Annotated in this window: 23 protein-coding genes and 2 tRNA genes; 7 read left to right on the plus strand and 18 right to left on the minus strand. The window is 58.6% G+C overall.

From position 1 onward, the window contains the following. Nucleotides 1-76 precede the first annotated feature (76 nt). Together BLU07_RS10715 and BLU07_RS10720 are read left to right on the plus strand one after the other, a co-directional pair. Nucleotides 77-853 (plus strand): substrate-binding periplasmic protein, encoded by a 777-nt coding sequence (locus BLU07_RS10715; protein ID WP_092386781.1) that lies wholly within the window; start codon nucleotides 77-79, stop codon nucleotides 851-853. Between the two features lie 82 nt (nucleotides 854-935). After that, a complete protein-coding gene (locus BLU07_RS10720; RefSeq protein ID WP_092386782.1) occupies nucleotides 936-1,907 on the plus strand; it encodes an alpha/beta fold hydrolase in 972 nt (323 codons plus the stop codon). Between the two features lie 53 nt (nucleotides 1,908-1,960). Here the strand turns inward: BLU07_RS10720 and BLU07_RS10725 are convergent, their stop codons facing one another. Beyond that, nucleotides 1,961-3,889: a methyl-accepting chemotaxis protein gene (locus tag BLU07_RS10725; protein ID WP_092386784.1), complete on the minus strand. Its 1,929-nt coding sequence runs from the start codon at nucleotides 3,887-3,889 to the stop codon at nucleotides 1,961-1,963. A 358-nt stretch (nucleotides 3,890-4,247) separates the two neighbouring features. On the opposite strand from BLU07_RS10725, the gene BLU07_RS10730 reads away from it, so the two are divergent. Continuing rightward, the gene (locus BLU07_RS10730) at nucleotides 4,248-4,946 is read left to right on the plus strand and encodes a GGDEF domain-containing protein (protein ID WP_092386786.1); all 699 of its coding nucleotides are present in this window, start codon (nucleotides 4,248-4,250) and stop codon (nucleotides 4,944-4,946) included. 109 nt (nucleotides 4,947-5,055) lie between these two features. On the opposite strand, the gene speA is transcribed toward BLU07_RS10730, so the two are convergent. Further along, entirely contained in the window at nucleotides 5,056-6,990 is a 1,935-nt protein-coding gene (gene speA / locus BLU07_RS10735) for an arginine decarboxylase (RefSeq protein ID WP_092386788.1), read from the minus strand. Nucleotides 6,991-7,179: 189 nt separating this feature from the next. Here speA and BLU07_RS10740 point away from each other — a divergent pair, with 189 nt between their 5' ends. Continuing rightward, on the plus strand, nucleotides 7,180-7,950 hold the full coding sequence (locus BLU07_RS10740; protein WP_092386790.1) for an SDR family oxidoreductase: 771 nt from the start codon (nucleotides 7,180-7,182) through the stop codon (nucleotides 7,948-7,950). A gap of 160 nt (nucleotides 7,951-8,110) precedes the next feature. On the opposite strand, the gene BLU07_RS10745 is transcribed toward BLU07_RS10740, so the two are convergent. Beyond that, nucleotides 8,111-9,061: an NAD(P)H-quinone oxidoreductase gene (locus BLU07_RS10745; RefSeq protein ID WP_092386792.1), complete on the minus strand. Its 951-nt coding sequence runs from the start codon at nucleotides 9,059-9,061 to the stop codon at nucleotides 8,111-8,113. Nucleotides 9,062-9,143: 82 nt separating this feature from the next. Here BLU07_RS10745 and BLU07_RS10750 point away from each other — a divergent pair, with 82 nt between their 5' ends. After that, a complete protein-coding gene (locus BLU07_RS10750; RefSeq protein ID WP_092386794.1) occupies nucleotides 9,144-11,246 on the plus strand; it encodes a carboxy terminal-processing peptidase in 2,103 nt (700 codons plus the stop codon). A gap of 155 nt (nucleotides 11,247-11,401) precedes the next feature. Further along, the gene (locus tag BLU07_RS10755) at nucleotides 11,402-12,142 is read left to right on the plus strand and encodes a substrate-binding periplasmic protein (protein ID WP_157719185.1); all 741 of its coding nucleotides are present in this window, start codon (nucleotides 11,402-11,404) and stop codon (nucleotides 12,140-12,142) included. A gap of 289 nt (nucleotides 12,143-12,431) precedes the next feature. On the opposite strand, the gene BLU07_RS10760 is transcribed toward BLU07_RS10755, so the two are convergent. The 3 genes from BLU07_RS10760 to BLU07_RS10770 all read right to left on the minus strand — a co-directional run bounded on the left by BLU07_RS10760 (nucleotide 12,432) and on the right by BLU07_RS10770 (nucleotide 13,584). Continuing rightward, nucleotides 12,432-13,145 carry an FKBP-type peptidyl-prolyl cis-trans isomerase gene (locus tag BLU07_RS10760; RefSeq protein WP_092386798.1) on the minus strand — a complete coding sequence of 238 codons (714 nt, stop codon included), beginning with the start codon at nucleotides 13,143-13,145 and terminating at the stop codon, nucleotides 12,432-12,434. Nucleotides 13,146-13,412: 267 nt separating this feature from the next. Beyond that, nucleotides 13,413-13,489 (minus strand) — tRNA-Asp (locus tag BLU07_RS10765). A gap of 19 nt (nucleotides 13,490-13,508) precedes the next feature. After that, a tRNA-Val gene (locus BLU07_RS10770) sits at nucleotides 13,509-13,584 on the minus strand. Nucleotides 13,585-13,834: 250 nt separating this feature from the next. Between BLU07_RS10770 and rdgC the strand changes: the two genes are divergently transcribed. After that, nucleotides 13,835-14,752 (plus strand): recombination-associated protein RdgC, encoded by a 918-nt coding sequence (gene rdgC / locus BLU07_RS10775; protein ID WP_092386802.1) that lies wholly within the window; start codon nucleotides 13,835-13,837, stop codon nucleotides 14,750-14,752. A gap of 266 nt (nucleotides 14,753-15,018) precedes the next feature. Here the strand turns inward: rdgC and bamD are convergent, their stop codons facing one another. Genes bamD through gspD form a run of 12 tightly spaced genes read right to left on the minus strand, consistent with a single transcriptional unit; the run spans nucleotide 15,019 to nucleotide 25,698 of the window. Further along, nucleotides 15,019-15,639 (minus strand): outer membrane protein assembly factor BamD, encoded by a 621-nt coding sequence (gene bamD / locus BLU07_RS10780; protein WP_092386804.1) that lies wholly within the window; start codon nucleotides 15,637-15,639, stop codon nucleotides 15,019-15,021. Nucleotides 15,640-15,648: 9 nt separating this feature from the next. After that, nucleotides 15,649-16,401, minus strand: a complete 753-nt coding sequence (locus BLU07_RS10785; RefSeq protein ID WP_092386806.1) for a type II secretion system protein N — start codon at nucleotides 16,399-16,401, stop codon at nucleotides 15,649-15,651. Then, nucleotides 16,398-16,883 carry a type II secretion system protein GspM gene (gene gspM / locus BLU07_RS10790; protein WP_092386808.1) on the minus strand — a complete coding sequence of 162 codons (486 nt, stop codon included), beginning with the start codon at nucleotides 16,881-16,883 and terminating at the stop codon, nucleotides 16,398-16,400. Before gspM ends, BLU07_RS10785 begins: the two co-directional genes overlap by 4 nt. Then, nucleotides 16,880-18,118: a type II secretion system protein GspL gene (gspL, locus tag BLU07_RS10795; protein ID WP_092386810.1), complete on the minus strand. Its 1,239-nt coding sequence runs from the start codon at nucleotides 18,116-18,118 to the stop codon at nucleotides 16,880-16,882. Before gspL ends, gspM begins: the two co-directional genes overlap by 4 nt. Before the next feature lie 15 nt (nucleotides 18,119-18,133). Beyond that, the gene (locus BLU07_RS10800) at nucleotides 18,134-18,931 is read right to left on the minus strand and encodes a type II secretion system protein GspK (RefSeq protein WP_092386812.1); all 798 of its coding nucleotides are present in this window, start codon (nucleotides 18,929-18,931) and stop codon (nucleotides 18,134-18,136) included. Continuing rightward, a complete protein-coding gene (gspJ, locus tag BLU07_RS10805; protein WP_092386813.1) occupies nucleotides 18,928-19,554 on the minus strand; it encodes a type II secretion system minor pseudopilin GspJ in 627 nt (208 codons plus the stop codon). Before gspJ ends, BLU07_RS10800 begins: the two co-directional genes overlap by 4 nt. Beyond that, nucleotides 19,551-19,940: a type II secretion system minor pseudopilin GspI gene (gspI, locus tag BLU07_RS10810; RefSeq protein WP_092386814.1), complete on the minus strand. Its 390-nt coding sequence runs from the start codon at nucleotides 19,938-19,940 to the stop codon at nucleotides 19,551-19,553. Before gspI ends, gspJ begins: the two co-directional genes overlap by 4 nt. Further along, nucleotides 19,924-20,463, minus strand: coding sequence for a prepilin-type N-terminal cleavage/methylation domain-containing protein (locus BLU07_RS10815; RefSeq protein ID WP_092386815.1), 540 nt, complete (start codon nucleotides 20,461-20,463; stop codon nucleotides 19,924-19,926). The genes gspI and BLU07_RS10815 overlap by 17 nt, the downstream gene beginning before the upstream one ends. Next, nucleotides 20,463-20,918, minus strand: coding sequence for a type II secretion system major pseudopilin GspG (gspG, locus tag BLU07_RS10820; RefSeq protein WP_172830112.1), 456 nt, complete (start codon nucleotides 20,916-20,918; stop codon nucleotides 20,463-20,465). The genes BLU07_RS10815 and gspG overlap by 1 nt, the downstream gene beginning before the upstream one ends. A gap of 8 nt (nucleotides 20,919-20,926) precedes the next feature. Continuing rightward, entirely contained in the window at nucleotides 20,927-22,138 is a 1,212-nt protein-coding gene (gene gspF, locus BLU07_RS10825; protein WP_092386819.1) for a type II secretion system inner membrane protein GspF, read from the minus strand. Nucleotides 22,139-22,140: 2 nt separating this feature from the next. Beyond that, nucleotides 22,141-23,658 carry a type II secretion system ATPase GspE gene (gene gspE / locus BLU07_RS10830; protein ID WP_092386821.1) on the minus strand — a complete coding sequence of 506 codons (1,518 nt, stop codon included), beginning with the start codon at nucleotides 23,656-23,658 and terminating at the stop codon, nucleotides 22,141-22,143. A 9-nt stretch (nucleotides 23,659-23,667) separates the two neighbouring features. After that, entirely contained in the window at nucleotides 23,668-25,698 is a 2,031-nt protein-coding gene (gspD, locus tag BLU07_RS10835) for a type II secretion system secretin GspD (protein ID WP_092389782.1), read from the minus strand. Nucleotides 25,699-25,706: the final 8 nt, after the last annotated feature.

The following is a 25,706-nucleotide window of genomic DNA, read 5'->3' on the forward strand; positions in this document are numbered from 1 at the left end:
ACCTTTACAAGATAGGTCACTTTAAGGTGAACTGCCGTGGCAGACGCCATTCATCAGAACAATAATTCGTATTTCAATGCTCCGACTGCTGTTTACACTCGCCCTGACATTTGCCCTGACCGCCAACCACCTGTGGGCGGACTCGCTGCCCCTGGTACCGGATGCTGATGGCCGCCATCGCATTACCGTGGGCCTGATTGAATTCCCGCCCTATTCCTACACCACCGAGACGGGTGACATTGGTGGGCTTTTTATCCCCTTGATGGAGCAAATTCTCGACGAGGCGGGTTTCACCGCCCAGTTTCGCATGCTGCCGATCAGCCGCCTGAGCCTGGGGCTGCAGGATGGGGCTGTGCACCTGTGGCCGGGCATCGATGGCAAAAGCGACTTGCGCGACCATACCTTCGTCGGTGATCAGTCTCTGGCGCATATCAGTATCAACCTGTATCACCGCAAGGACTCGCCAGCTCCGGTCTGGCCCGATGCCCTGCATGGTCAGGAAGTGATCATGCTCAGCGGCTACGACTACTCGCCAGGCATCATGCAGGTGATCAATTCACCGGCGAACCAGATTACACCGCGTTACTCCCACCAGCATGAAGGGGCTGTCGGGATGCTGCTGCACCGTCGTGCCAATTTTCTGATCAACTACCAGGCCCCCATGCAGCAACTGTTTCAGCAACAACCGGAACTCGCCGAGCAACTGCGTCAGCGGCCACTGGAACGCATCCCTCTGCAGATGGTGGTCTCTCGCCAGGCACCGATCGGCGGTGAATATCTGTTGCAGCAACTGGAGCAGGCCTACTCGACTCTGCGTACTGAACAGCGCGATATTCAGCTGCCCGATAGCTGATGCAGCCGGGCACTGGCTGACGTAAGCTGGCGGCAATCATGGCCCGACCGCATGGGGCTTTTTTACCGGGGAGAGTGCCGACATGCCGACCTTTGAACACCAGATGCTGCAACTCGACAGTATTCAACTCAGCCTGTACAGCGCAGGCCCGGTTAGCGGGCCCGTGGTCTGGCTGCTGCACGGCTTTCCCGAATGCTGGTATTCCTGGCGACACCAGATAGCAGCCCTCAGTGCTGCCGGTTACCGGGTAATGGCCCCGGAAATGCGTGGCTACGGCCGTACCAGTGCCCCCCAGGCTGCCGAGGCATACGACATCATTACCCTGTGCGGCGACATTCAGCAGGCCATGGACAAGCTGGGCCAACAGCGGGTGGCGATGATCGGACACGACTGGGGTGCACCGGTCGCCTGGCACCTGGCCCTGCTGGAACCCGAACGGGTGGCGGTAGTCGGCGGCTTGTCAGTACCCTATGGCGGCCGACCGAAGCGGCCGGCAATCGAGGTGATGCGCGAGCTGTATCAGGACAAGTTCCATTACATGCTCTACTTCCAGCAGCCGGAGCGCGCCGAAGCAGAACTGGCGGAAAATATCCCCCGCACCATGCGGGTGATCATGCATGGCATGTCATCCACTGATGCCGGCAATTCTCTGGTGCAGGACAAACCGGCCGATGCCCGCTGGCTGGATGACCGGGAAGACTCCGGCGAGCCACCCGTCTGGTGCCCGCCGGACGCCTTTCAGGTCTATGTGGATACCTTTGAACGATCGGGCTTTCATGGCCCCATCAACTGGTACCGCAACTTTGAACGCAACTGGGAACGCACCGCCGACCTGGCTGGCCGCAAGATCGAGCAACCGGCACTGTTCGTGATTGGCGACCGTGACCCGGTGGGCCAACTGGAAGCCTACACCATCAAGAAAATGCCCAGTGTGGTACCCCGCGTCGAGCAGCATCAGATAGCTGACTGCGGGCACTGGATTCAGGCGGAACAACCGGAACCGGTCAATCACTTGCTGCTGGACTTTTTGCAGCGTCATTTTCCGCTGCCCTGAAACATCAACGGGGGCCATCAAGGCCCCCGCTCTGATCCACGCTGCTGACACCGTCAGACGCGGAACTGCTGCACCAGAGCACGCAATTGCTCAGCCAGCTTGGCCAGCGCCTCGCTGGCCTGGGTCGATTGCTCCACGCTGTGACTGGTTTGCTGGGCTACATCATTGACGCCGTGGATGTTCTGATTGATTTCACGCGCGGTGGCAGTCTGCTCTTCCGCCGCACTGGCAATCTGCTGCATCATTTCATCAATCAACAAGACACCCTTGGCGATACTTTCCAGCGACTCGCCGGTCTCACCCACGTGTTCAACCGTGCCTTGCGCACTTTCCCGACTGACCTGCATCACCTGCTCTGCCCGTGACGCGCCAGCCTGCAACTTCTCGATGGTCGACTGGATTTCGGTGGTCGAATCCTTGGTACGACTGGCCAGTGAGCGCACCTCATCGGCAACGACGGCAAAACCGCGCCCACTCTCACCGGCCCGGGCTGCCTCGATAGCCGCATTCAACGCCAACAGGTTGGTCTGCTCGGCAATGTTTTCGATGACCTGCAACACATTGTCAATGCGGTCGCTGTCTTGCTTGAGCTCGGCGACCACCGTGGTGGCGTTTTCAATTTCATCCGCCAGACGGTTGATCGCAGTCACGGTATTGCCGACCACGACGCGGCCGTTATTGGCATTGCCGCTGACTTCCCGGGCGCTGTCCGCCGCCCGCAGGGTATTGCTCGCCACTTCTTCCACCGTAGCGGTCATTTCATTCATTGCTGCCGCTGCGCTGTTGATCTGGGTCGTCTGCTGCTGCATGCCGGCTTCGGTTTCTTCGCTGATTTGCGATAGCTCGGTCGCCGCGGCGGCGACCTGTTCGGAATACTGGTTGACCTCGCCAAGCATGGTGCGCAGGCTCGCCTGCATGGTCCGGATGGAAGCCAGCAGACTGCTGTCGTCCCCCGACTTGAGCGTGATTGTTGCCGTCAGGTCACCCTGCGCCACTTGATGCACGACATCAGCCGCGTATTGGGGATCCCCACCCAGGGTACGCAGGACCGAGCGCACCATCAGCAAACAGATGCCGACGGCGACAACGATAATCACCAGCGATACGCCAATGATCAGCCACATCATGCGATTGAGTTCAGCCATGGCGACCGAGGCTTCGGTTTCTACCACCAGCCCCCAGCCCAGCATGGGGAGATAGGTGTAACTCCCGATCACCGGCGTTGCCGCTGCATTGGCATACTGGCCTACCCCGCTGCGCCCGTTGGCCATGGCCTGACCCGCTTCGGTATCGACCTGGCCACTGACGCCACGCAATGAGTCAGCCGTGGTCACCGGCTCACCCTTGCTGTCGAGCAGGAAAATTTCCGTACCCGCCGAGCGATCAAGTTCGGCTACGCGTTCGATGATGGTGTCGACCATCACCGCCCCACGCATGACGCCAACGATCTCGCCGCCCCGGCGTACCGGAATGGCTACCGTCGACACGCGATTGCCGGTAGCACGGGAAACCACCGGCTGCGAAAAGGTATCCTGACCGCTGATAGCCTGTTTGAACCAGGCCCGGTCGGCCACATTGAATTCTGCTGCCTCACTTCGGCGCATCACTCGCGTACGACCATCATGGGCAACACCCACGACCCCGCGCCCATCGGGGCCGACAAAGAAGATGGTGTCATAAAACCCCTGGGCATCGGCGATCCGCTCCAGCAGATGTTCCAGCTCATCGAGGTTTCCATGCACGCTGGCATTCAGGTCCGCCAGGTAGCGCATCTCATCCTGCCGCGCCTGCGCCCAGTCTTCGAAGGACTGGGCATTGAGCCCACCCATGGTCTGCAGCTGGTCGAGGGTCGCGGTAGTGAAGGAGGCCCGGTACGACATCATGATCAGGCTGGAAATGGTAACAATGGATACCAGTATCAGGCCTACCAGCATCAGGGTCAGCCGAGCAGCGAAACTCAGCCGGGGTGTATTCTTGCTCATAAAAACTCCAGTGTTGGCAGGCAAACTCATGGCTTTGGGACCGCATGCATGACCACAGTGCAGCCGGGACACCAAACAGCGTCCAGTTCTTGACCAAAGCCTGTCTTACAGTTGGTTATGCTGAAATTATGGCATAATATTTCAGCTTTCACCGGAGCTATCGACCTCTCTTGACAGTTCTTTAGCGCACTCTGACGCCACGTCGGCAACTTGACGAATCCGCTATTCAGCGCCATTGTGACTGCTGAATCGTTCTGCCCGGCGCACCGCTCTGCCACAACATGTTGGAGTAGCCGTTTGGCGACAGGATTGACCGCCCGCGCAGGCAAGCAGTATCAATCTGAAACAGGTGTCCTTTATGGAAATGTCAGCCTTGGCCGGCACGCCGCTCACCGCTACCGGCGCCCTTTTTCTGGTGTTTTTTCTGATTTTCTCGCTGGTCTACAACCGCATTCTGGTCGGCCGTTTGAAAACCCGCGACAAGACAATCCAGGCGCTGCACAGCAAGCTGGAAAAGGCGGAAAAACACACGCATCAGAACAATCAGACGGACCCTCTGACCGGGCTGTGGAATCGTTGGCGATTGAGTGACGAAGCAGATGCTGAACTCAAGCGATGCCGGCGTCATGATGTTCCGCTGAGCACCCTGGCCATCGAACTCGATCAGTTCAATGACATCAACCAGAATCATGGCCACCAGGTCAGCGATGAAGTGCTAAGCAGTTTCAGCAAGCTGCTGAGTACGACTATCCGTCAGTCGGACCTGGTTTGTCGCTGGAGTGGTGGCAAGTTTCTCATGTTGCTGCCCCACACGGATCTCAAACAGGCAAAGGAGCTGGCAGAAAAGTTGCGCCAACTGACTGCGGACAGCAACCTGCTGGTCGATAATGCCATCAGCATCAGTGTCGGCATCGCCAGCCTGCAAAAGGATGAAGACTTCAACAGCCTGGTGACCCGAAGCGAGATGGCCCTGGGCGAAGCCCAACGCAATGGCCGTGACCGCAGCCAGGCTTGTCTGACCGAGCCCGGGCGCGAGGCTGAAGCCAAAGAAACCTGACCCAACCCGCACCTCAGCTCACCATTTTCACCATTAAAGAAAGACTGATTGACGCCACAAAACCCTTGCAGCCCGGTTGTTGCTGACCGGGCTGACGCACAGCAGTGATTTAATCGGTGTTTCCTGAATTCGCATTGAGATAAGACGAGCGGGTCAGACCCAGGCGCAAGGTATCCAGAATCCTGGCCCGTTCACTCGGACTCAAGCGAGCCCCTGCGACCTTGTCGCGATACAGGGTCAAGAGTTCACCGGGTGCAAAGTGCACATAGCGCAGCATGTCTTCAATGGTATCGTGGGTCTCGATGCCGCCATGCTCGACCCGGCCGCCTTCGCGCAGGTAGACGTTGACCGAATCGGTATCGCCAAACAAATTGTGCATATCGCCGAGAATTTCCTGATAGGCGCCGACCAGGAATACGCCCAGCAGATAATCTTCACCCTCGCGCAGATCATGCACCGGCAAGGTGTTCTCGATGGATTGCTCATCGACGTAATGGCGAATCTTGCCGTCCGAGTCGCAGGTCAGATCCTGTAGAACCGCACGGCGCAGGGGTTCTTCATCCAACCGGTTGAGCGGCATGATCGGCAACACCTGATCAATCGCCCAGGTATCGGGCAGACTCTGGAATACCGAAAAATTGCAGATGTACTTGTCGGCCATCTTGTCATTCAGCTCGTCCAGCACCTGACGGTGCGAACGCTGGCGCGCTTTCAACTGGGCATGCAGCCGATTGCACAGGGCAAAGTAGCACTGCTCGGCCAGGGCCTTTTCCGCCAGGCTGACCTTGCCCTCGGCATACTGGCTGGCGGCATCACTGATGTAATGCGTTGCACGCCAGTAGGTTTCAGTGACCAGCTCAATGTCATCCCGATCCAGCAGGGCGATCAGGTTGCGCACCACCGCCGGCAAGGCCTCCAGATCATCGATTGGCGGCACCATGTCGTTGTAGCGCTCGACATCGGTCACCTGGACTACCAGTACGGCATGGTGGGCGGTCAGTGCCCGACCGCTTTCGGAAAAGATGTGCGGATGGGGCAAGGATTGCTGGTCACAAAAATCCTTGAGCATGGCGACAATCGTGTGCGCATACTCATTGACGTCGTAGTTGATCGAGCTGGCATTGCGCGAATGGGTGCCATCGTAGTCCACCCCGAGGCCACCACCGACATCAATATGATCGACCGGCAAACCCAGCGCACGCAGCTCGCCAAAGTAGCGAATGGCTTCACGAAAGCCGTGCTGGTAGTCGGCCAGATTGGCAATCTGCGAGCCCATGTGAAAATGCAGCAGACGCATGCCATCCTGCAGGCCGGCGTCGGTGAAGCGTTGCACAACGCGCAGAAGTTGCGCGGCAGAGAGGCCGAACTTGGACTTTTCGCCCCCGGTATCGGCCCACTTGCTCGATGCCAGGGATGACAGCCGCACGCGCAAGCCGATATTCGGCGTCAGCCCCAGGGCGGCCGCTTCTTCGATCACCAGATCGACTTCGGACTCTTTCTCGATAACGATGAATACCCGGTGCCCAAGCTTTTGCCCGAGCAGCGCCAGATGGATGAATTCGCGATCCTTGTAGCCATTGCAGACGATGGTGCCGCCCTTGGGGGATAGTGCCAGCACGGCCATCAGTTCCGGTTTGGAGCCGGCTTCCAGCCCAATGGATACATTCGGGGTGGCAATGATGTTTTCCACCACCGCTTCCTGCTGGTTGACCTTGATCGGATAAAGCGCCGTGTAGCTGGCCTGGTATTCCAGCTCGGCAATACTCTGATCGAAAGCGCCGGTCAGTTGACGAACGCGGTGCTGCAGAATATCGGGAAAACGGATCAGCAGGGGCAAGTCCAGCCCGGACTCACGCAACTGCTGCACCAGCTCATGCAAATCAATCTCGGCACCCTGTTCGCCTTGGGGTGTCGCTTGCACATGCCCCTGATCGTTCAGATTGAAGTAGCCAGCGCCCCAGTGGCGAATACCGTAGACGCTGCGGCTGTCGGCAACGGTCCAGGCGGAAGCATCTTCCTTGCGCGATCGGCGAGGGCTGGGCATGGGGCAACTCCTTCAACTGTCTGAAATCAATGCGCAAGGATAACGCAAATACCCGCACGCCGCTGCCCAAGCTGGCGCGCGCCGTCTCAAGTCAGGGCATAACAGCCTATTTGTCCATTCGATAAGCATGGCAGGCTGACAGCAGCAGGACTATGGTGTTGGCTTTACCCCATTATGAAGGAGTCCGTCATGCAGGAATATTTCAGTCTCGCCGGTCGCACGGCGCTGGTTACCGGTGGCAGCCGTGGTATCGGTCGCATGATCGCCAAAGGGTTCGTCAAGGCTGGCGCCCGCGTTTTCATTTGCTCGCGCAAGCTGGCTGAAGGCGAAGAAACCGCGAAAGAATTGAGCCAGTTCGGTGAATGCATTGCCCTGCGCGCGGATCTGTCGTCGGAAGAAGGCGCCAAGGCGCTGGCTGCCGAGCTGCAGCAACATACCGGGCAGCTGGATATTCTGGTGAATAATGCGGGTACTGCCTGGGGCGGCGAGCTGGAAACCTTTCCAGCGGAAGGCTGGCACAAGGTCATGCAGTTGAATGTGACTGCGGTATTCAGCACCATCCAGCAATTGCTTCCCTTGCTGCGCAAAGGCGCCAATGCCGATAACCCGACGCGGGTCATCAATATCGGCTCGGTCGCCGGCATCAGTACCTTTGGTGAGCAGGCCTATTCCTATGGCCCGAGCAAAGCAGCCGTGCATCAGATGTCACGCCTGCTGGCCCGCGAGCTGGTCAATGAACACATCAATGTGAACGTAATTGCACCCGGCCGCTTCCCGAGCAAAATGACGCGCCACATCCATAGCGACCCCAAAGCTCTGGCCGAGGATTGCGAAATGATCCCGATGGGGCGTTGGGGCAAGGAAGAGGAAATGTCGGCATTGGCGATTATGCTGGCCAGTGCAGCAGGCGCCTACATGGCCGGCAATATTATTCCCATTGATGGCGGCTTCACTTTGTAAACAAGTGCATCCATCAGCCCGCTAAGAGTGCGTGCATGCGGCATTGCCATCCACCCGCTCCAGACACGCTACGAGCCGTCCCTGGAGCTCGTCGATGGCAACACCGCTCTCGGGCTTTCTGCATTCTGACAGCAAATAACCCGCAGTTTTTAAACAGCAATCACTCCGCAACCAATACCAACTTGCCCACTACCTTGTCGGCCGCCAATTCGGCGAAGGCATCTTCCGCCGCCTTGAACGGGTAAGTACCCGCCACCAATGGCTTCAGGGTGCCGTCCGCAAACAAGGGCCAGAGCCTCTGTTCCATTCGTGCCAGCAAGTCCGCCTTGAAATCGGCACTGCGCGTACGCAAGGTCGAGCCGGTCAGTTGCAGACGCTTGACCAGTACCTTGGCCAGATCCAGCTTGGCTTCTCGCCCGCCCATCAGACCAATCATCACCCAGCGGCCGTCCAGTGCCAGCAGATCAAGGTGGTCAGCGGCATAGCTGCCGCCAACGGGGTCGAGCACCACATCGAAGGGACCGAAATCCTGCAACTGGCTGATACCCTGCTGGCGCAATACCCCGCCGCTCGCACCCAGAGCACGCGTCTGGGCCAGTTTTTCCTCCGAGCCCAGGCTGACCCAGCACGGGTTGCCCATCGCATGACACAGCTGGATAGCCGCCGTACCCACGCCGCTGGCACCGGCATGAATCAGGACTTTCTCACCCCGTTTGGCCGCACCCAGCTCGAAAACATTCAGCCAGGCCGTCGCGAAGACTTCCATGATCGCACCCGCCTGCGCCCAATCGAAACCTTCAGGCACGGGCAGCAGGTGTCTGGCATCCACTACCACTTCTTCCGCCATCCCCCCACCCGCCAGCAAGCCGCACACGCGGTCGCCAACGGCCCAGCGGGTATCGCCACAGGTTTCAATGACTTCACCGGCGCACTCCAGCCCCAACACGGCTGGAGCACCCGGCGGGGGTGGATACATCCCAGCCTTTTGTAACAAATCTGCCCGGTTCAGTCCGGCAGCCTTGATTGACAGACGAACTTGCCCAGAATCAAGGGGTTGCGCAGGTTGTTCAACCCACTCCAGCTGTCCGCCATTGGCTTGCAATCCTCTCACGCTGCCTCCATAGTGTTTGTGTTAATAGGTAGGTTCGGCATTGGCCGACAATACCCCACCAGCCGCGGATACGATACCCACCATGAATGCTTTGAATACCCTGCGCTCGGCTTTCCTGATCAGCTTGCTGGCCTGTTCCAGCCTGCTGCCGGCCTATGCTGAACAAGCCGATAGTCTTGACCTGGAAGCCTTGCAACCTACACGCGAGCAAATGGTTGCCAGCCTCAACATTGTCGAGCTGTTGCGCCGCCATCACTACAACCGCATTCAGCTCAATGACGCGCTATCAAGCGACATTTTCGATCTCTATCTCGAGCAGCTTGACCCCCAACGCAGCCTCTTTACTGCGCAGGATGTCAGCAACTTTGAAGAATACCGCTATCGCATGGATGACTTGCTGCTTGACGGCGATCTGACCATCGGTTTCGGCATGCATGCACAGCAAATCCAGCGCGCAGATCAACGTATCGAATTTGCTCTCCAGTTGGTAGATGAAGGTCTCGAGCAACTGGACATGAACAGCGACGAGCAGATTCTGGTTGATCGGGAAAACGCTGAGTGGCCGGCGGATGAGCAGGCCCTCGAAGCCCTGTGGCGCAAACAGATTACCGACGAAGTGCTGCGCCTGTCGCTGGCCGGACGCGAGATGGAGGCCATCAGCGAGCAGCTTGAGAAGCGTTACAGCAATCAGCGAAACCGTTTGTACCAGACCCGCGGTGAGGATATTTTCCAGAATTACATCAATGCCCTGGCCCAGGCCTATGATCCGCACACCCAGTACATGTCACCGGAAAATGCGGAAAACTTCGACATCAATATGAGCCTGTCGCTGGAAGGCATCGGTGCGGTCTTGCAGAGTGACAACGAGTTCACTCGCATTGTCCGACTGGTACCCGCGGGGCCGGCACAGAAAAGCCAGCAGCTGGAACCGGCTGACCGTATTGTCGGTGTTGCCCAGGGAGCCGATGAAATGGTCGATGTCATTGGCTGGCGTCTTGATGAAGTGGTCAAGCTGATTCGTGGCCCCAAGGGCTCCAAAGTCCGCCTTGATGTCATTCCTGCCGCCAACGCCCCCGGCGATTTGAGCAGTCGCGAAGTCAGCCTGACCCGCGAAGCGGTCAAGCTGGAAGATCAGGCAGCTCGCTCCAGCATTCTCGAATGGCAGGACAAGGAGCAGGAATACCGCATTGGTGTGATCGAGGTGCCGGGCTTCTATCTTGACTTCAAGGCCTATCGCAACGGCGATGAAGATTACCGCAGCACTACCCGTGACGTACGCCGCCTGCTGAGTGAATTGCAAGAAGAAGGTGTCGATGGCGTGGTGCTGGATTTGCGCAACAATGGCGGTGGTTCACTGCAAGAGGCCACCGAACTGACTGGTCTGTTTATCGAACAGGGTCCAACGGTGCTGGTACGCAATAGCCAGGGCAAGGTGCAGGTGCTGGATGACAGCAATCCCGGCATTGCCTATCAGGGTCCACTGGCGGTGATGGTCAATCGTCTTTCCGCCTCGGCCTCGGAGATTTTTGCCGGTGCCATGCAGGACTATGGCCGTGCCCTGGTGATCGGTGAACCCACGTTTGGCAAAGGTACCGTGCAGTCAATTCAGCCGCTCAACCACGGCGAACTGAAACTGACGCTGGCCAAGTTTTATCGCATTTCCGGGCAAAGCACGCAACATCGTGGCGTAGTTCCCGATATTGTTTTCCCGTCACTGCTGGACAGCCGCGAGATTGGCGAAAGCAGCCTGCCCCGGGCCCTGCCCTGGGATACCATTGCGCCGGCAGACTACAACGCCGGATTGCAGCTTGCGCCCTTTATTCGGCAATTGTCGGAGCGTCACCTGGACCGGGTAGCCAGTGATGCCGAGTTCAATTACACCCTCGCCCGCGTTGACTTGAACAAGCGCATGCAGGAACGAGAATTTTTGCCGCTGAACAAGACGCTGCGGCAGGAACAGCAAAAAGGTTTTGAGGCTGAAATGCTTGCGCTGGAAAACCGTAGGCGGGAAGCACGTGGCGAGGAAGCACTGACCGAGATCGAGGAGAAGGACCCTCTGACCGAATCGATTCATGCCCTCAACCAGGAAGATGAGGATTCCGAGGATGACCCTTTCCTGGTTGAAACCGGACGCATACTCATTGACATGCTGGAACTGAATGAACGCCTGGCGCATGCAGGCTGAGCACTGAGCAAGGCGGGTAGCATGCGGTCACCCATGCTACCCCGCCGACAGCCCTCCGGGGGCCTGTCAGGCCGGTCGAGATTTGGCTTGAGTCCCTTACCAAAACCCCGCATAGTCCATGCTTGACGTTTGCTCCTTCCAGGTGGAGTTACCCAGTGCGCCTTGCCATCCTGAGCCTTTCACTGCTGCCCGCAACCAGTCTCTGCGCTGCCCCGCCAGAAGCACCCATCCGTTGGGGTTTTTCCCCGGCCGACCCTGCACCCTACGTAATAACGCAGAGCGACAACAGCCTGGCACCCAGCAGCCTGACCTACCTTATCGGCAATCTGGTTGCCGACCAGCACGGCAAACAGGTCGACTTTATCCCTACGCCGAATAACCGGATCGATGAATCGCTGCAGCAGGGCCGTATTGAATTGCTGTGCAATACGCAGCCGGATTGGCATGCCAACCCGAATGATTACCTGTGGACGCAGCCCTTGTACAGCGATGCCGACATCATCGTCAGCCGCGAACACCCCGCGCCGGACAGCTTGAGTGATCTGCATGGCAAAGTACTGGGGACCACCCTGGGTTATCACTACGCCGACGCGTTGAACCGTGCCTTTCAGGACCAGCAAGTCAATCGTCACGATGTACGTGATATCAGCGTGCGCATGGCCATGGTGCAACGCGGTCGATTGGACGCCAGCATTGAACTGCGTCGAGCTGCCCGGTTTTATATTCGCCAGGAGAATGTCAGCGAATTGCATTTGAGCGACTGGAGTCTGGAGAGTTTTGACTTGCGTTGTGCCATTGCCGGCAATGATCAGGCGCGCCGAAACAAGCTACGCAACAGTATCAATGAACTCCTGGCCGAGGGTGTTATTCAACGCCTGGTCAGACGTTACGATTAAACCGGAAGTTACCCACAGATGCTGTGGATAAGTCTGTGAAAAAGTCGGGTAAAGCCGCCTGAAATAGCCATAAAACAAGGCCTCAAGACAAACTGAGCAGATTTTGAGCAGACTGAAAAACACTTTAAAATCAGATAGATATAAAAAAACGCCAGTTTGAAACAAGGCTTGCATCGGGCCCGAAGAAAGTGTTACCGGCATTTGTGCATAAGGGTAACACTATTGAACCTGAAGGCTCTGGGAAAGGGTAAAACCGGCCAGTCAGAACGCCTGGCCGGTAACAGTCGATCTACTCTGCGGAATCGATGCTGAGCAATTCCATATCGAACACCAGAATGGAGTTCGGCGGAATGCTCGGGCTCGGGCTGCGTTCGCCGTAAGCCATGTCGCTCGGAATGGTTACTGTCCACTTGTCACCCACTCGCATCAGCTGCAGGACCTCAACCCAACCCGGGATAACACCGCTGACCGGAAACTGGGCCGGCTCACCGCGCTCAAGCGAGCTGTCAAATACCGTCCCGTCTACCAGACGGCCTTCATAGTGCACCGTCACCATGTCATTGGCGCCAGGGCTTGCTGCCTCTTCATCGGCAGCGCTGAGCACTTCATACTGCAAACCCGACTCGGTGGTGACCACGCCTTCACGCGCGGCGTTTTCTTCCAGGTAGCTCTGATTGGCAGCACTGGCTTCTTCCGCCAAGGCTTCAACCCGCTCCTGGGCACGATTCTGCAGCTGGGCAAAGGCATCATTCAGAGCCTCTTCATCCAGGCGCGGATCGTTACGCTCCAGCGCATCTCTCAGACCCAGTGCCAGTGCATCCGTGTCGATGTCATCCAGACCTTCCTGCAACAGGCTGCCGCCCATATTCAGACCGATGCCATAAGAGGCTTGCTGGATCGGCGTGGAGAGATCTGTTTCCGTAACTTCCGGTGTATCGTCGGCACAACCGACCAGGGTGATCATACTTATGGCAATGCTGGCTGCCAGCAGATTTCGCTTCATGCTTACCTCGATAAACAGGCCTGTAACAGGCAGGAATAAAGGACTCAGCTTAACAGGGCAGACAGATGCCGACCACAGCAGAATTCGGTTTTTCCCCTGCCAATCAATGCCTGGCGCATGGGCATGCCGACAAGGCGTCACCCTTGCATCGCGCGTAGGCGGCATGCCGGGAAGTGACAAGAAGAAGAAAGGATTCCGGGTGGTCAATTTACCAGGGCCAGAGACTAAAAAACCCTTGACCGGAAACCGGTCAAGGGTTTTGCAAGATGGCGCAGCGGACGGGACTCGAACCCGCGACCCCCGGCGTGACAGGCCGGTATTCTAACCAACTGAACTACCGCTGCGCGATACTTTGAGTGCGAGTGGTGGGTGATGACGGGATCGAACCGCCGACCCTCTGCTTGTAAGGCAGATGCTCTCCCAGCTGAGCTAATCACCCATTTGCTCTCGAAGTGGGGCGCATTATGGTCACCTTTTGCGCCTCTGGCAATACCTTTTTGGTTTTTTTTTCAGGTGTATTTCAATGCCTTACCCCAATACCGCAAAATTTGCCGGTTTGTCAGCCAGACGACTGCCTGATTCTGTCTGAAGACTGGCGAGGCAACGACTAGTCAGGCACTATCTGCCGTTCCGCCGCTTACGGCCCGCTCTATTTTCCGACACGACTTCAACGCAACAAGGAATGCTTCATGTGGTTTCGCAACCTGCTGTTCTATCGTTTCAACCAATCCGTCCCCTTTACTGAAGATCAGCTGTCGACCGCGCTGGAAGAGCGCCCTGCGCGCCCCTGTGGCAGCCAGGAACAGATTACTCTGGGCTGGACTACGCCCTTTGGCCGTCATTCGGAGAACCGACTGCAGGTTGCCGAAGGCATCTGGCTGATTGCCATGCGCAAGGATGAACGCATTCTGCCCGGCAGCGTCATCAAGGATGCCTTGACGGAAAAAATCGAGGAAATCGAAGCACGCGACGCCCGCAAGGTTTACCGCAAGGAACGCGATACGCTCAAGGATGAAATCGTGCAGACCCTGCTGCCACGTGCCTTTACCCGCAGCCGCACCACGCTGGCTTGCATTTCACCAGCCAACGGCTGGCTGGCCGTCGATAGTGGCAGCCATAAAACCGCCGAGGACCTGCTCAACCTGTTGCGGGAAACGACCGGCAGCCTGCCCGTTCGACCCTTGACGGTGAAAATTGCACCGGCCGCCTGCATGACGGAGTGGGTGCGTCAGGGAACAGCGCCCGAGCAACTGGTCATCGGTGATGAGTGCGAACTCAAGGATACCCATGAAGACGGTGGTGTGATCCGATGCAAGCGGCAGGATCTTTCCAGCGATGAAATCCAGCAGCACCTGACCGCCGGCAAGCAGGTCAGTCAGTTGGCACTGCAGTGGGATGACAAGCTGAGTTTCACTCTGGATGACAAGCTGACCGTCAAACGTCTGCGCTTTGAGGATGTGCTGCGGGAGGCAGCTGACGAAGCCGCAGGTGATGATATGGCCTCCCAACTGGATGCCAGTTTTGCCATCATGGCCAATACCCTGGAACAACTGTTGCCCCTGCTGGGCAACGCTTTTGGTGGCGAAGATCACCCGCAGGGTATCTGATCCGGGGCTTACCGCAAGCTATCCACAAAATCTGTGGATAAGCTTGTGGAAAGCGTCGCAGGATTGCCATTAAAGCTACAGCTTATGCGGTCGACAGTCAGATTGGTTAAATTTTGAGCAATTAAAAAGCGTTATAAATCAGCAGGTTAGCAAGTGTTCGGCAACGCACACAAAATCCATGCGGTTTTCCGGGCACAGCTCACGAACAGGTACCCCCCTGTGCACAGCTAGCGAGCACAAAGGGGCTAAGAGCGCTGTTTTGGCCATCAGTTTGCCCCGTTGTGGCGCTCCAGCCAGACTTGCGCATCGGCGGCTGCCGAGCTGCGTGGATAGGCACTGGTCACGTACTTCATTCGCTGCCTGGCTTGATCGTTGTCGCCACTGTCTGCACTCAAACGGGCCAGGCGGTATTCTGAGCGCGCCATCCCTTCATGAATTTCTTCCAGTCGGGGAACAACATCCTGCCGGTAGCTGGATTCCGGGTGGTCGCGGACAAAACGTACCAGACGGGCATGCGCCTCGCGGCCCGTTTCCAGGCGTTTGCGGTCGTCACCCTGTTCCAGCTCAAAGTGCAGGACGCCAGCCAATGCCCACAGGTACTCGCTGTAATCGGCATGTTCCTGATCCACGAAATCATCGCGGTAGCCCTGCAACAGACGTTCGGTCAGGGACAAACTGCCCTGCTGCAGACACGCAAATGCCGCCTCCTGATGCAACTGCGCATCCCCTGAACGGCGCACCTGATCGACCAGAGCGCGATCACAGCCGCCCAAGCTCAATTTGGCCCGCGCTTCGGTGATCGCTTGCTGATCGACGGGCTGACTGCCACCCGTACCGGCACAACCGGCCAGCACACTGACAACCACGGGCAACCAAAGGTGTTTCATTATCACTCCTTACTGCAGTTGGGCCTGCCATTGAATCCAGCCCTGTGCGTTCGGTTGGCCAAGCATCTGCAGGCCACCGGCCAGGCCTGGTTCGGCGTCCGCTCTGGCCTGCAAACGGGTATCCAGATACATTGGCTGGCCCGGCCGCCAGCGAGCATCCCCCTGCAAGCCCAGCGGGCCGCCCTGGTCCTGTAGATCCAGCGTCAGCCAGCCATCGCGCTGCCCCAGGGTGGCACTCAAATGACCCAGCGCAAGGGGCTGCGGCAAACCACCTGCCGCCCCCTGCCAGACCAGGCGACCTTCGGCTGCAGACACCTGGTCGAGATCGATCAGCTCAAGCCGAGGGACATCCAGCAACCAGCTGCCGGCGAGAATGAAAGGTGCGCGATTGACTTCAGCCATGCTCGCGGCATCCAGCTCACCGCTAACATCCTGCAACTGGATTCGGCTGGTGCCCAGCAACAGATGCGCGGAAACTTCTCCATTGCGGGGCTGCCAGAGCAGGTCCAGTGCGATATTACCGCGCAGCAGTCCCATGGGTCGCCAATCCCATTTAAGCCCCCCCTGATCCACGCCGTTTACCGTCATCCGGGCAACCTGCCCCTGCCAGAGGGTCCCATTGAGACCTTCCAGTTCGACATTGGCCGGCAAATCCGGGGCAATTCGCTGCCAGACGATACTGGCTGGCAACTGCCACAACAACGCCAGCAGATACAGGACAAACGCCAGGCCCAGCGTCAGTTTCACACCCGGCCCTTTCATGGCTGTGGCTCCACCAGCACACGCGCCGAGACCTGGCCCGGTTCACTGCCGACATCTAGCGCCAATTGACTCACCTGCAAACCGTGTTGACGTTCCAGTTCACCCAACCAACCTACCAGCGCATCAAAACCAACACCGTCAAACCACAAGCGCGCGCCCCCGGATTCAGGCTGCACCCGCTCCAGCGGCTGGCGGATACCCGCTGCATTGGCCGACACTTCGACCAGCGTCAAGACTGAGCCATTGCTGTCGCGCTGGGGCTTGCCGCTTTCCATGTTGGCCCGACGGCGGACCTGATCAGCCTGTTGCTGCATCCAGGCGACATCGGTAGACAAACGACTCACTTCTGCCTGCAGCTCACTGCGATTGGTGCTCAACGGTTCCCATACCCAAAGCCAGAGTACGATGACAGCCAATACAGCCAGGCCGGCTATGACGATTATGCGTTCACGGGGGACCAACCCCGACCACCAGTCATTCATGACTCACTCCTTTGCACACGCAAGCGGGCACTGACTCCGTCGCTGGTCGAGTCCGCGCCCTGCAGATCCTCTCTCAAATTCGGCTGCTCGCTCAAAGCGGCGCGTATGCTTTCCAGTTCGGCAAAAGACGCCACCTGCAACTCGAGCTCTACGGCAGTCAGGGTGCCTCGCAAGCTCACAATCTGCGCATCCGCATGGGCTTGTACCACCTGTAAAACATCATGCAGCAAGGGGCCCATGCTCGGCCCACCGGAAACCGCGGCGCCTCCGCTCAGCACCTCACGAAACTGGTTCACCGGGTCCACCGGTGGTGTGGATGGCAAACTGTTGGAGAAGATTTGCAACATCTGTACTTGCAGGCGGTCACGCTCCTGGTCCAGGGCACGCCACTCGATCAGTACCTGCGCCAGCACCAGGAGTACGATGGCCGCGGCCAAAGCCATGACGGGGCGCAGTTTGCGCCAGGGTGGCGCCGCCAGGCTGGTCGCGTACGCACCGGTCAACAGATTGCAGGCCGGGTTGCTCCCCTGTAACGAACGCAGCAAGGTCGCCCAGTCCAGTGGTTTGGCAGGATATTCGTCTATGGTGGTCGACGACGACAATCCCAATTGCCCAGCCGACAGACCAAGCAGCTCGATCGCAAGTTCAGGCTCACCATGCAGTCGACGCTGCAGCCAGAAACCAACCAGCTCAGGCTCCATCAATTGCGGTTCCTGGTCGGCGGCGGTCAGCACAACCTGCACCTGACCGTCCGGCCAGACGCACTCCTGCAGACGCACCCCCTGCTCCGGGGCCAGTGGGGAAAAAATCCGCGGCGCCGGGACTATGGCTTCAAGTCGCCAACCCGGAAGCTGCAACAATGCCTGCCACTGCTGCATCAGGTCATGGCTGACTACGGCGGCGACCAATTCATCGTTGGGCGTCCGCGGCCCGGCGACAAAATGCAGGCCATCAATGTCCTCACTCAACTGGTCTTCCAGTGCGTAAGGCAAGGCTGCCCGTTGTGCTGCCCCGCGGCGCGCCGGCATAGTGATCCGGTACAGGCTGACTGCCATGGCCGGCGCCAGCGCACGGACGCGGGTCTGGGCAAACCGGGCGTGCAAATCCGCCAGGCTGTCGACCCCGTGCGCAAGCAGGCTGCCATCACGCTCAAGCTGCCACCAGCACAAGGCTGGCTGCACAGCATCAGCTTCGGCGGGTGCTGGCAGGCTGTCCGGTAATAACACTATCAACATAATCTTGTCCGTTTTTCAGGGCTCGCAAGCCGTTTGTTCGCGCAAAACCACGATGCCATTGGGTGCATCCAGCAGGGTGCACTGGTAAAAACGCCGATCAGCAAACTCGGCCACAATCTGCAAACGCATAAACCAGGGTCCCTCCCCGCCAACACCACGCCCGGAAAAGACCTCCTGCATCAGCTCACTGCTGCGCTCGAGGTCAATCGGGCTGCTACGCCCCGGGTAAGCCGTCACATAGGGCGCCAGCGCCAACCAGGCTTCTTCATTCATCCCCGGCACATTGGCCAGTTCCGCTGCAAGTATAAAGTTGCGATTACCCGACACCCTGGCTGGCTCCTGCAGGCGATAGCGCGGGTCGTCAGATTCGGCATCCATCCAGTCGCTGACGGCTACCGCCAAAAGCGCTCCACTGGGCATATCTACCCCGCTTTCTTGTCCGACCCGGTCAACCAGTCGAGCAAAATCCCCTTGCTCGGCCTCATCTGCCCCCGCGAGGGCATTGAGGTTGTAACGGCAGCGCATGTCATCCAGCGTGGCCTGCAGTCGCACGGAATCCACATCAAAGGGCAAGCTCGGTGAACGGCAGGTATCCCACGGCAAATCATCCGGCCCTTCCACTTGCTCCAGCAGTTGCAACACCATTTTCTCCGCGCCAAGCGCAATATGGCGCGACATGTCACGCTCGAATACTGCACTGGTACGACGGATATCCGCCTGCCCGCGCAGCGCCATGGCCGCAGCCGCGCTGGCTGCCAGGGCGACCACCAGCAGTGCCGTCACCAAAGCGACCCCACCCTGCCTGCGCCTCATAAACCCACCGCCATCAACCGCCGTACTTCACCCAGTTGCGGTAAATCCAGCACCAGCTCGATCGCCAGCGGCAAACGCGCACTGTCGCTGCCATCCGCCGGTGGCCAGGAATCCACGCGTTCAATACCGCTGTCAGTGCGCACCAGGAAATAGAAACTGCTGTTGATTCCCAATTGCTCGTCTTCGTCAACCAGGTCGGCAAATCGCTGCAAGCGTTTACTCTCCGGATCGACCACATCCACCCCTGGCCATAGCTCGCGCTCCAGCCCGCGTTCATGCAACACCCAGGCAGTGCGGCGCAAGCGTTCACTGCCTCCGGCTCCGGAACGCACCAACTCCAGACGCACCGCATCACTGCCGGGACGCAAACGCAGCGGTGGCAAGCGGTCACCGTATTCATCCCGCGTACTGCTGCTGATGACTTGAGCCAGGTCGCGCTCCAGCACGCTCAGTGTCACTTGCAAATCAGCCAGACGCTGAGATTGCCCCCGCGTGATGTGGTCGGCATCCAGTATCGCCCGCAGCCCCTGATGGGCCATGATGCTCATGACCGCAAATACGGCCAGTGCAACCAGAATTTCCAGCAGGGTAAAGCCCGCCTGATTCCGCGTAACTCTGATCATGGCAACACAAACCCGCTGACGGTGGCGCGTTGCTGTTCTTCGCCCTGCTCCGCCAGCCAGAGACGCACATCTATACGTCGTACGGTGGGCAAGGGCAAAGCTGCTTGCGGGGCGTAATCAGTGATTTCCAGCTGATAGGCGAAACGGTAAGGCCCCATCTCGGCCTGACCACTACGCTCCCCCGGAGACGCCTGACGCATGCCGGTTTCATACTCAGCCAGGATATTCTGCCCGGCCCAGTGGGCCATGGTGCGCTCCTGCAGATAGGCGCTATTGCGCGCATGATCCGCGCCACTCTTGACCAGAGCAGCCAGCGCGACACCCAGTACGGTGAGCGCAACCAGCACTTCCAGCAGGGTAAATCCACGCTCAAGGCTGCGCTTCATTGATCACCTCGACCTGACCATCCAGACTGATGTCGATAACCTGCTGCAAATTGCGCCCCGGCACTTGCAGAATCACCTGCGAGGGCGTCATCTCGCCGGTATTGCCCAGACGGATATGCGGCTCCCAACTGCCGGTCTGGGACAAGGGGAGGCGACGGCCTTCCTGTTCCAGCACCACTTCCAGCAAACCCTGTTCAAATACCCGGGGCTGCAGCTGCTGATCCTGTACCGGCTGCCACTCGCGGCTGGCATTATCCAGGATCACCAGTTCCAGCAGGCTGTATCCATCCGGTCGCAGCCCCAGAGCACGCTCACCGCCGCCGGTAATCATTTGCTCGTCGCGCACCAGTCGCAACAGCCCGGCCAGTCGTTCGCTTTCGCTGCGCATCTGGCGTTCGGCACCATCGCCAATCGCCAGAGTCGCCATACTGACAATAATGCCCAGCAACAACAGCACCACAAGCAATTCCAGAATGGTAAAGCCGTGGCTGACTGCTCTTGGTTGCCGGGCACAACGCTGCATCAGCGCGTCTGGTCCGCGTTCCAGTTTCCGATGACGGCATTGGCTCCTTCACCACCCGGACGCCCATCGGCACCATAGCTGAACACGTCGTAATCGCGTCCATCACGCCCTGGGCGCATATATTGATAGTCATTGCCCCAGGGGTCCTGCTGCAAACGATCCAGATAGCCGCCCTGCCGCCAGTTACGCGGGGCATCGCCCCCCGTCGGCATTTCTACCAGTGCACGCAGCCCCTGTTCAGTGGTCGGATAATTGAAGTTGTCCAACCGGTAAAGGTTGAGCGCACTTTCAATGGCCCGCAGATCATTCTGTACCTTGGTAATCCGCGCCTGATCCGGGCGGTCCATAACCCGAGGCACCACCACGGCGGCCAGAATGCCGAGAATAACGACCACGACCATGACTTCGATCAGAGTAAAACCACCCTGACGCCCTGTTGTTTTCTGTGCAGACATAAGCATATTCAGTTGACCAGTTGGTTGAGTTCGAAAATTGGCAACAGAATCGCCAATACGATGATGAGAACAATACCGCCCATGGCCAGGATCAACAGAGGCTCGAAAACCCCCATGACCATGGCAATGCGTGATTCCAGCTCACGCTCCTGGGTTTCGGCTGCACGCTCGAGCATGTCGTCCAGTGTACCGCTGCTTTCCCCGCTCTTGATCAGACTCAGGGTCATCGGCGGGAAATAGCCACTGCGCTCCAGCGAGTGACCCACTCCAGCCCCTTCACGCACCCGGCGGGCGGCGTCCGTAACCGCTTCCCGCATGGGTGTGTTGGTGATCACGCTGGCGCTCATGTTGAGCGCCTCCAGTAGCGGCACACCACTCCCCGCCAGAATATTCAGTGTGCGGGCAAAGCGCGCGGTGTTCAGACCACGCGTCAGGCGCCCTATCAACGGCAAGCGCAGCATGGTGCGGTCCCAGGCAAAACGGAAACCCGGGCGCTTGAGCATGTAGCGCACAACGAAAACGGCCCCGATCAGTATCGCCAGCAGCAGCAAGCCCCAGTCTCGCAAACCGTCACTGACTGCAATCAGGGCGGTGGTCAACCAGGGCAACTCCTGATTCATGCCGGCAAAGACTTGCACCACCTCGGGCACCACATAGGTCAGCAAGGCCACAGTAACCAGTATGGCAACCAGGGTCAGTGTGGCTGGATAGAACATGGCCAGGAGGATTTTCTGGCGCATGGCATTCTGCGCTTCCACATTGTCGGCCAGTCGCTCCAGCACCAGATCAAGCCGCCCGGCCTGCTCGCCCGAGGCGATGGTGGTGCGATAGATAGCGGGAAATACCGAGGGAAACTCGCTCAACGCATGCGCCAGCGGCAGCCCTTCCATTACCCTGGTTCGCACCGCAGACAAGGTATTGCGAACCCGTTGCGACTCGCTCTGCCGGGCCACCGTGCCCAAGACTTCCTCGATCGGCATGCCAGCCCGCGCCAGCGTTGCCATTTGCCGGGTAGCCAACGCCAGTTCCAGGGGTTTGACGCGGGCCTGGAAAACCGGCAAACGCAGCCATGAAACCTTTTCCGCTACCTGGTCGACCGACACCGGCATCAGACCCTGATCACGCAGTCGTGAACGTACCTGGCGCGAAGAGTCTCCCTCTTCAACCCCTTTGCAGGTCTTGCCCCGTGCGTCCAGAGCGACGTACTCAAAAGCCGGCATGCTCAGTCTTCCCGCGTTACGCGTAATACTTCTTCGAGGGTGGTCTGCCCAGCCAATACCCGACGCAGCCCATCATGACGAATCCCCATTTGCCCCAACCGCGCATGCTTGACCATGACCTGCTCACTGGCACCATCGTGAATCAGCGTGCGCAGCGTATCGTCAATTTCGATCAGCTCGTAAATCCCGGTTCGACCACGATACCCTGTGCCGTTGCAGGCATCACAGCCAACCGCCCGGTACAGCGTCGGTGGCTGATGTTCATCCACGCCCATCAGGCGGCATTCATGGGTCGAGGCCTGGTGTGCTTCACGGCAATCCGGGCACAAGGTGCGCACCAGACGCTGGGCGAGCACCCCGTTCAGCGTGGAAGACAGCAGAAAAGGTTCGACACCCATGTCACGCAGACGGGTAATCGCACCCACTGCGGTATTGGTGTGCAGCGTGGAGAAAACCAGGTGACCGGTCAGACTGGCCTGAATGGCTATCTGCACGGTATCCACGTCACGGATCTCGCCGACCATGACCACATCCGGATCCTGACGCAGAATGGCGCGCAAACCACGGGCAAAGGTCATGTCGACCTTGGTATTGATCTGGGTCTGGCCGATGCCGTCGAGGTAATACTCGATCGGGTCTTCTACCGTAAGAATATTGCGGCTGCGATCATTCAGCCGCATCAAGGCTGAATACAGGGTCGTCGTCTTGCCCGAACCAGTCGGGCCGGTGACCAGCACGATGCCATGCGGCCGGCTGATGACACGTTCCATGGCGTCATAGTGCTCCTCGCACATACCCAGCTGACGCAACTCCAGGCGCCCCGCCTGCTTGTCGAGCAAGCGCAGCACCACGCGTTCGCCATGCCCGGAGGGCAGCGTAGAGACCCGCACATCCACCGCCCGACCAACCAGACGCAAGCCAATACGACCATCCTGGGGCAGGCGCTTTTCAGCGATGTCCAGCTTGGCCATGACCTTGATCCGCGAAACGATGACCGGTGCCAGCGCGCGCGGTGGCTCAAGCACTTCGCGCAACACACCATCGACGCGCATACGAATCGACAGGCGATTTTCAAAGGGTTCGATATGTATGTCCGAGGCATTTTCCTTCACCGCCTCGGACAGCAGGGCATTGATCAGCCGAATGATCGGCGCCTCATCCTGCGACTCGAGCAGGTCTTCCGGCTCGGACAGCGACTGGGCCACCGACATGAGATCGGCATCATCACTCAGGCCTTCAACAAACTGCATGGCATCGTTGGCCGAGCGCTCGTAACGATCACGCAATCGCGCAGCGAAAGCATCATCATCCAGCAACACCGGTTGCAGCGGATGACCGGCACGGCGACGCAACTCCAGCAGTGCTTGCGGGTCGCAATCCGCCCGCACAAACACTTCCAGGCTGTCATTGTGCAAGTCCCCCGCGAGCACCCCAAAGCGCCGGGCAAATCGGTAACCCGTCTCGGCATGCTGTTCCGGGCGTTCGGCAAATTCGCTGATGCTGCTCTGCTCGATACTCATGGCAGCACCTCAGGAACCCGGCGGCGCGGGGATGCGGGTTTGCGACGGCGGCTTGCCCTGCAATGCGTTTTCAAAAGGGGCTGGCAGGGACAGCAAATAGTTCCAGTCCGGCAACACCGGCACCTGATCACGCGATACCAGGCCACGCTTGGTCTGCTGCTCCTTGAGCTGCTGGTCGCGAATGAAGCTGTATTTACCGTGGGTCAGGCTTTCCGCGACCATGCTGTCGCGCACGATGACCGGGCGGATAAATATCATCAGGTTGCGTTTTTCCTGCCGTGCAGTGTCATAACGGAACAGCCGCCCCAAGCCGGGAATATTCCCCAGCCCGGGCACCTGATCGCGGGTTTCCACCATCTGATCGTCAATCAGACCGCCGAGTACAATCAACTGATCATCATCGACCATGACGTGCGTGCTCAGGTTGCGGGTATTGGTAACGATATCCGCCGCACCCGTTACACCGGGAGCAATCTGCGAGACTTCCTGGGCAATCTCCAGGCGCACGGCATTGCCTTCATTGATTTGCGGACGGATGCGCAGCTTGATGCCGACATCTTCACGCTGAATGGTATCGAATGCCTGGCCGGAGTCTTCCACCGAACGCCCGACCACGAAGGGCACATTCTGGCCCACCACGATTTCCGCTTCTTCGTTGTCCAGGGTCAGCAGGCTGGGAGTGGAGAGAATATTGCTCGAACTGTCGCCCTGCAATGCGCTGACCAGCAGGGCAATCTGTGAACTGCCCAGACTGCCGATACCGCCGAGGGTCGCACCACTGCCAATCGACGGCGGCGAGGAGATATTGCCTTCGAGGAAAGAGTTGATGCCAGCGCCCAGATCAAGCAGGCCCTGACTGCGATTGAAGTTGATGATGCCCACGCCGGTACGTTCATTGCCAAAGCCCCACTGTACGCCCAGCTCGCGCGCCCGATCATAGGAAACTTCGGCAATGACGGCTTCGACCAATACCTGGGCACGGCGAATATCCAGCTGGCGGATAATACCGGACAACTCGCGGCTGATTTCCGCCGGCCCGAAAATGACGACCGAATTGGTACTCTCGTGCGCCTGAATGCGAATAAGGTTTTGCTGTCGGCTGCTGGAGCTTGTTGAGCCACCCGCCGATGAGCTGCCCGTTTGCTGGTATTGGGGCTCATCACGACCTTCAGCAATACCGCGCAGGACTTCAGCCACTTCTTCGGCGTTGGCGTAGCGCAGATAATGCACCTGCGTGGCACCACCTTCTCCCTCCACATCCAGGCGTTCTATCATGCTGCGCAGAGCTCGGCGGGTTTCCGGGTCGCCGCGCAAGACCACTGTATTGGTGCGTTCATCGGCGATAAGCCGACTGCGCTGATTGAACTCTTCACCCGGTTGAGCATCCAGACCCTCGATGATGCGAACCATGTCAACGGCCGAACCGTGTTGCAGTTTAACCAGCTCGAAATCCTCCATGGATTCGAGGTCAATGCGCTCAATCAGGCTCTGAATACGGCGAACATTGGCTGCCGTATCGGCAATCACCAGACTGTTGGACTCGGCCGCCGCAGCCAGGTGCCCGCCTTTCGGCACCAGAGGGCGCAAAATACGCACCAGCTGACCGGCATTGATATGTTTGACGCTGATGACATGAGTAATCATATCGTCGCCACGTGAGTCGGCGGTCAAGCCGGGGACTTCATTTTCCTTGGCCTGGATATCCGGCACAATTCGCACCGACCCATCAGCACCTTCGACAGCGGCAAAGCCATAGGATTTGAGCACGCCGAGAAACAGGTCATAGAGATCACCACGTCGAATCGGCGCACCGGATACAACATTGACCTGACCGCGCACGCGGGGATCGACAATAAAGTTGATACCAATCTCCTGACTGACAATTTCGATCAGTCCGTTGATTTCGGCATCACGCAAATTGAGTGTCAGCTCTTCGTCCGGATTTTCTACAGTCATGGCACTGACAGGCAAGCTGAGGCCAGCACTGAGCAGACCGAGACTCAATACCAGAGGCAGGGCACGGCGGGAAAACTGGGGCATCTTTGGCA

The sequence above is a fragment of the Halopseudomonas salegens genome (assembly GCF_900105655.1).
GTDB classification, from domain to species: domain Bacteria; phylum Pseudomonadota; class Gammaproteobacteria; order Pseudomonadales; family Pseudomonadaceae; genus Halopseudomonas; species Halopseudomonas salegens.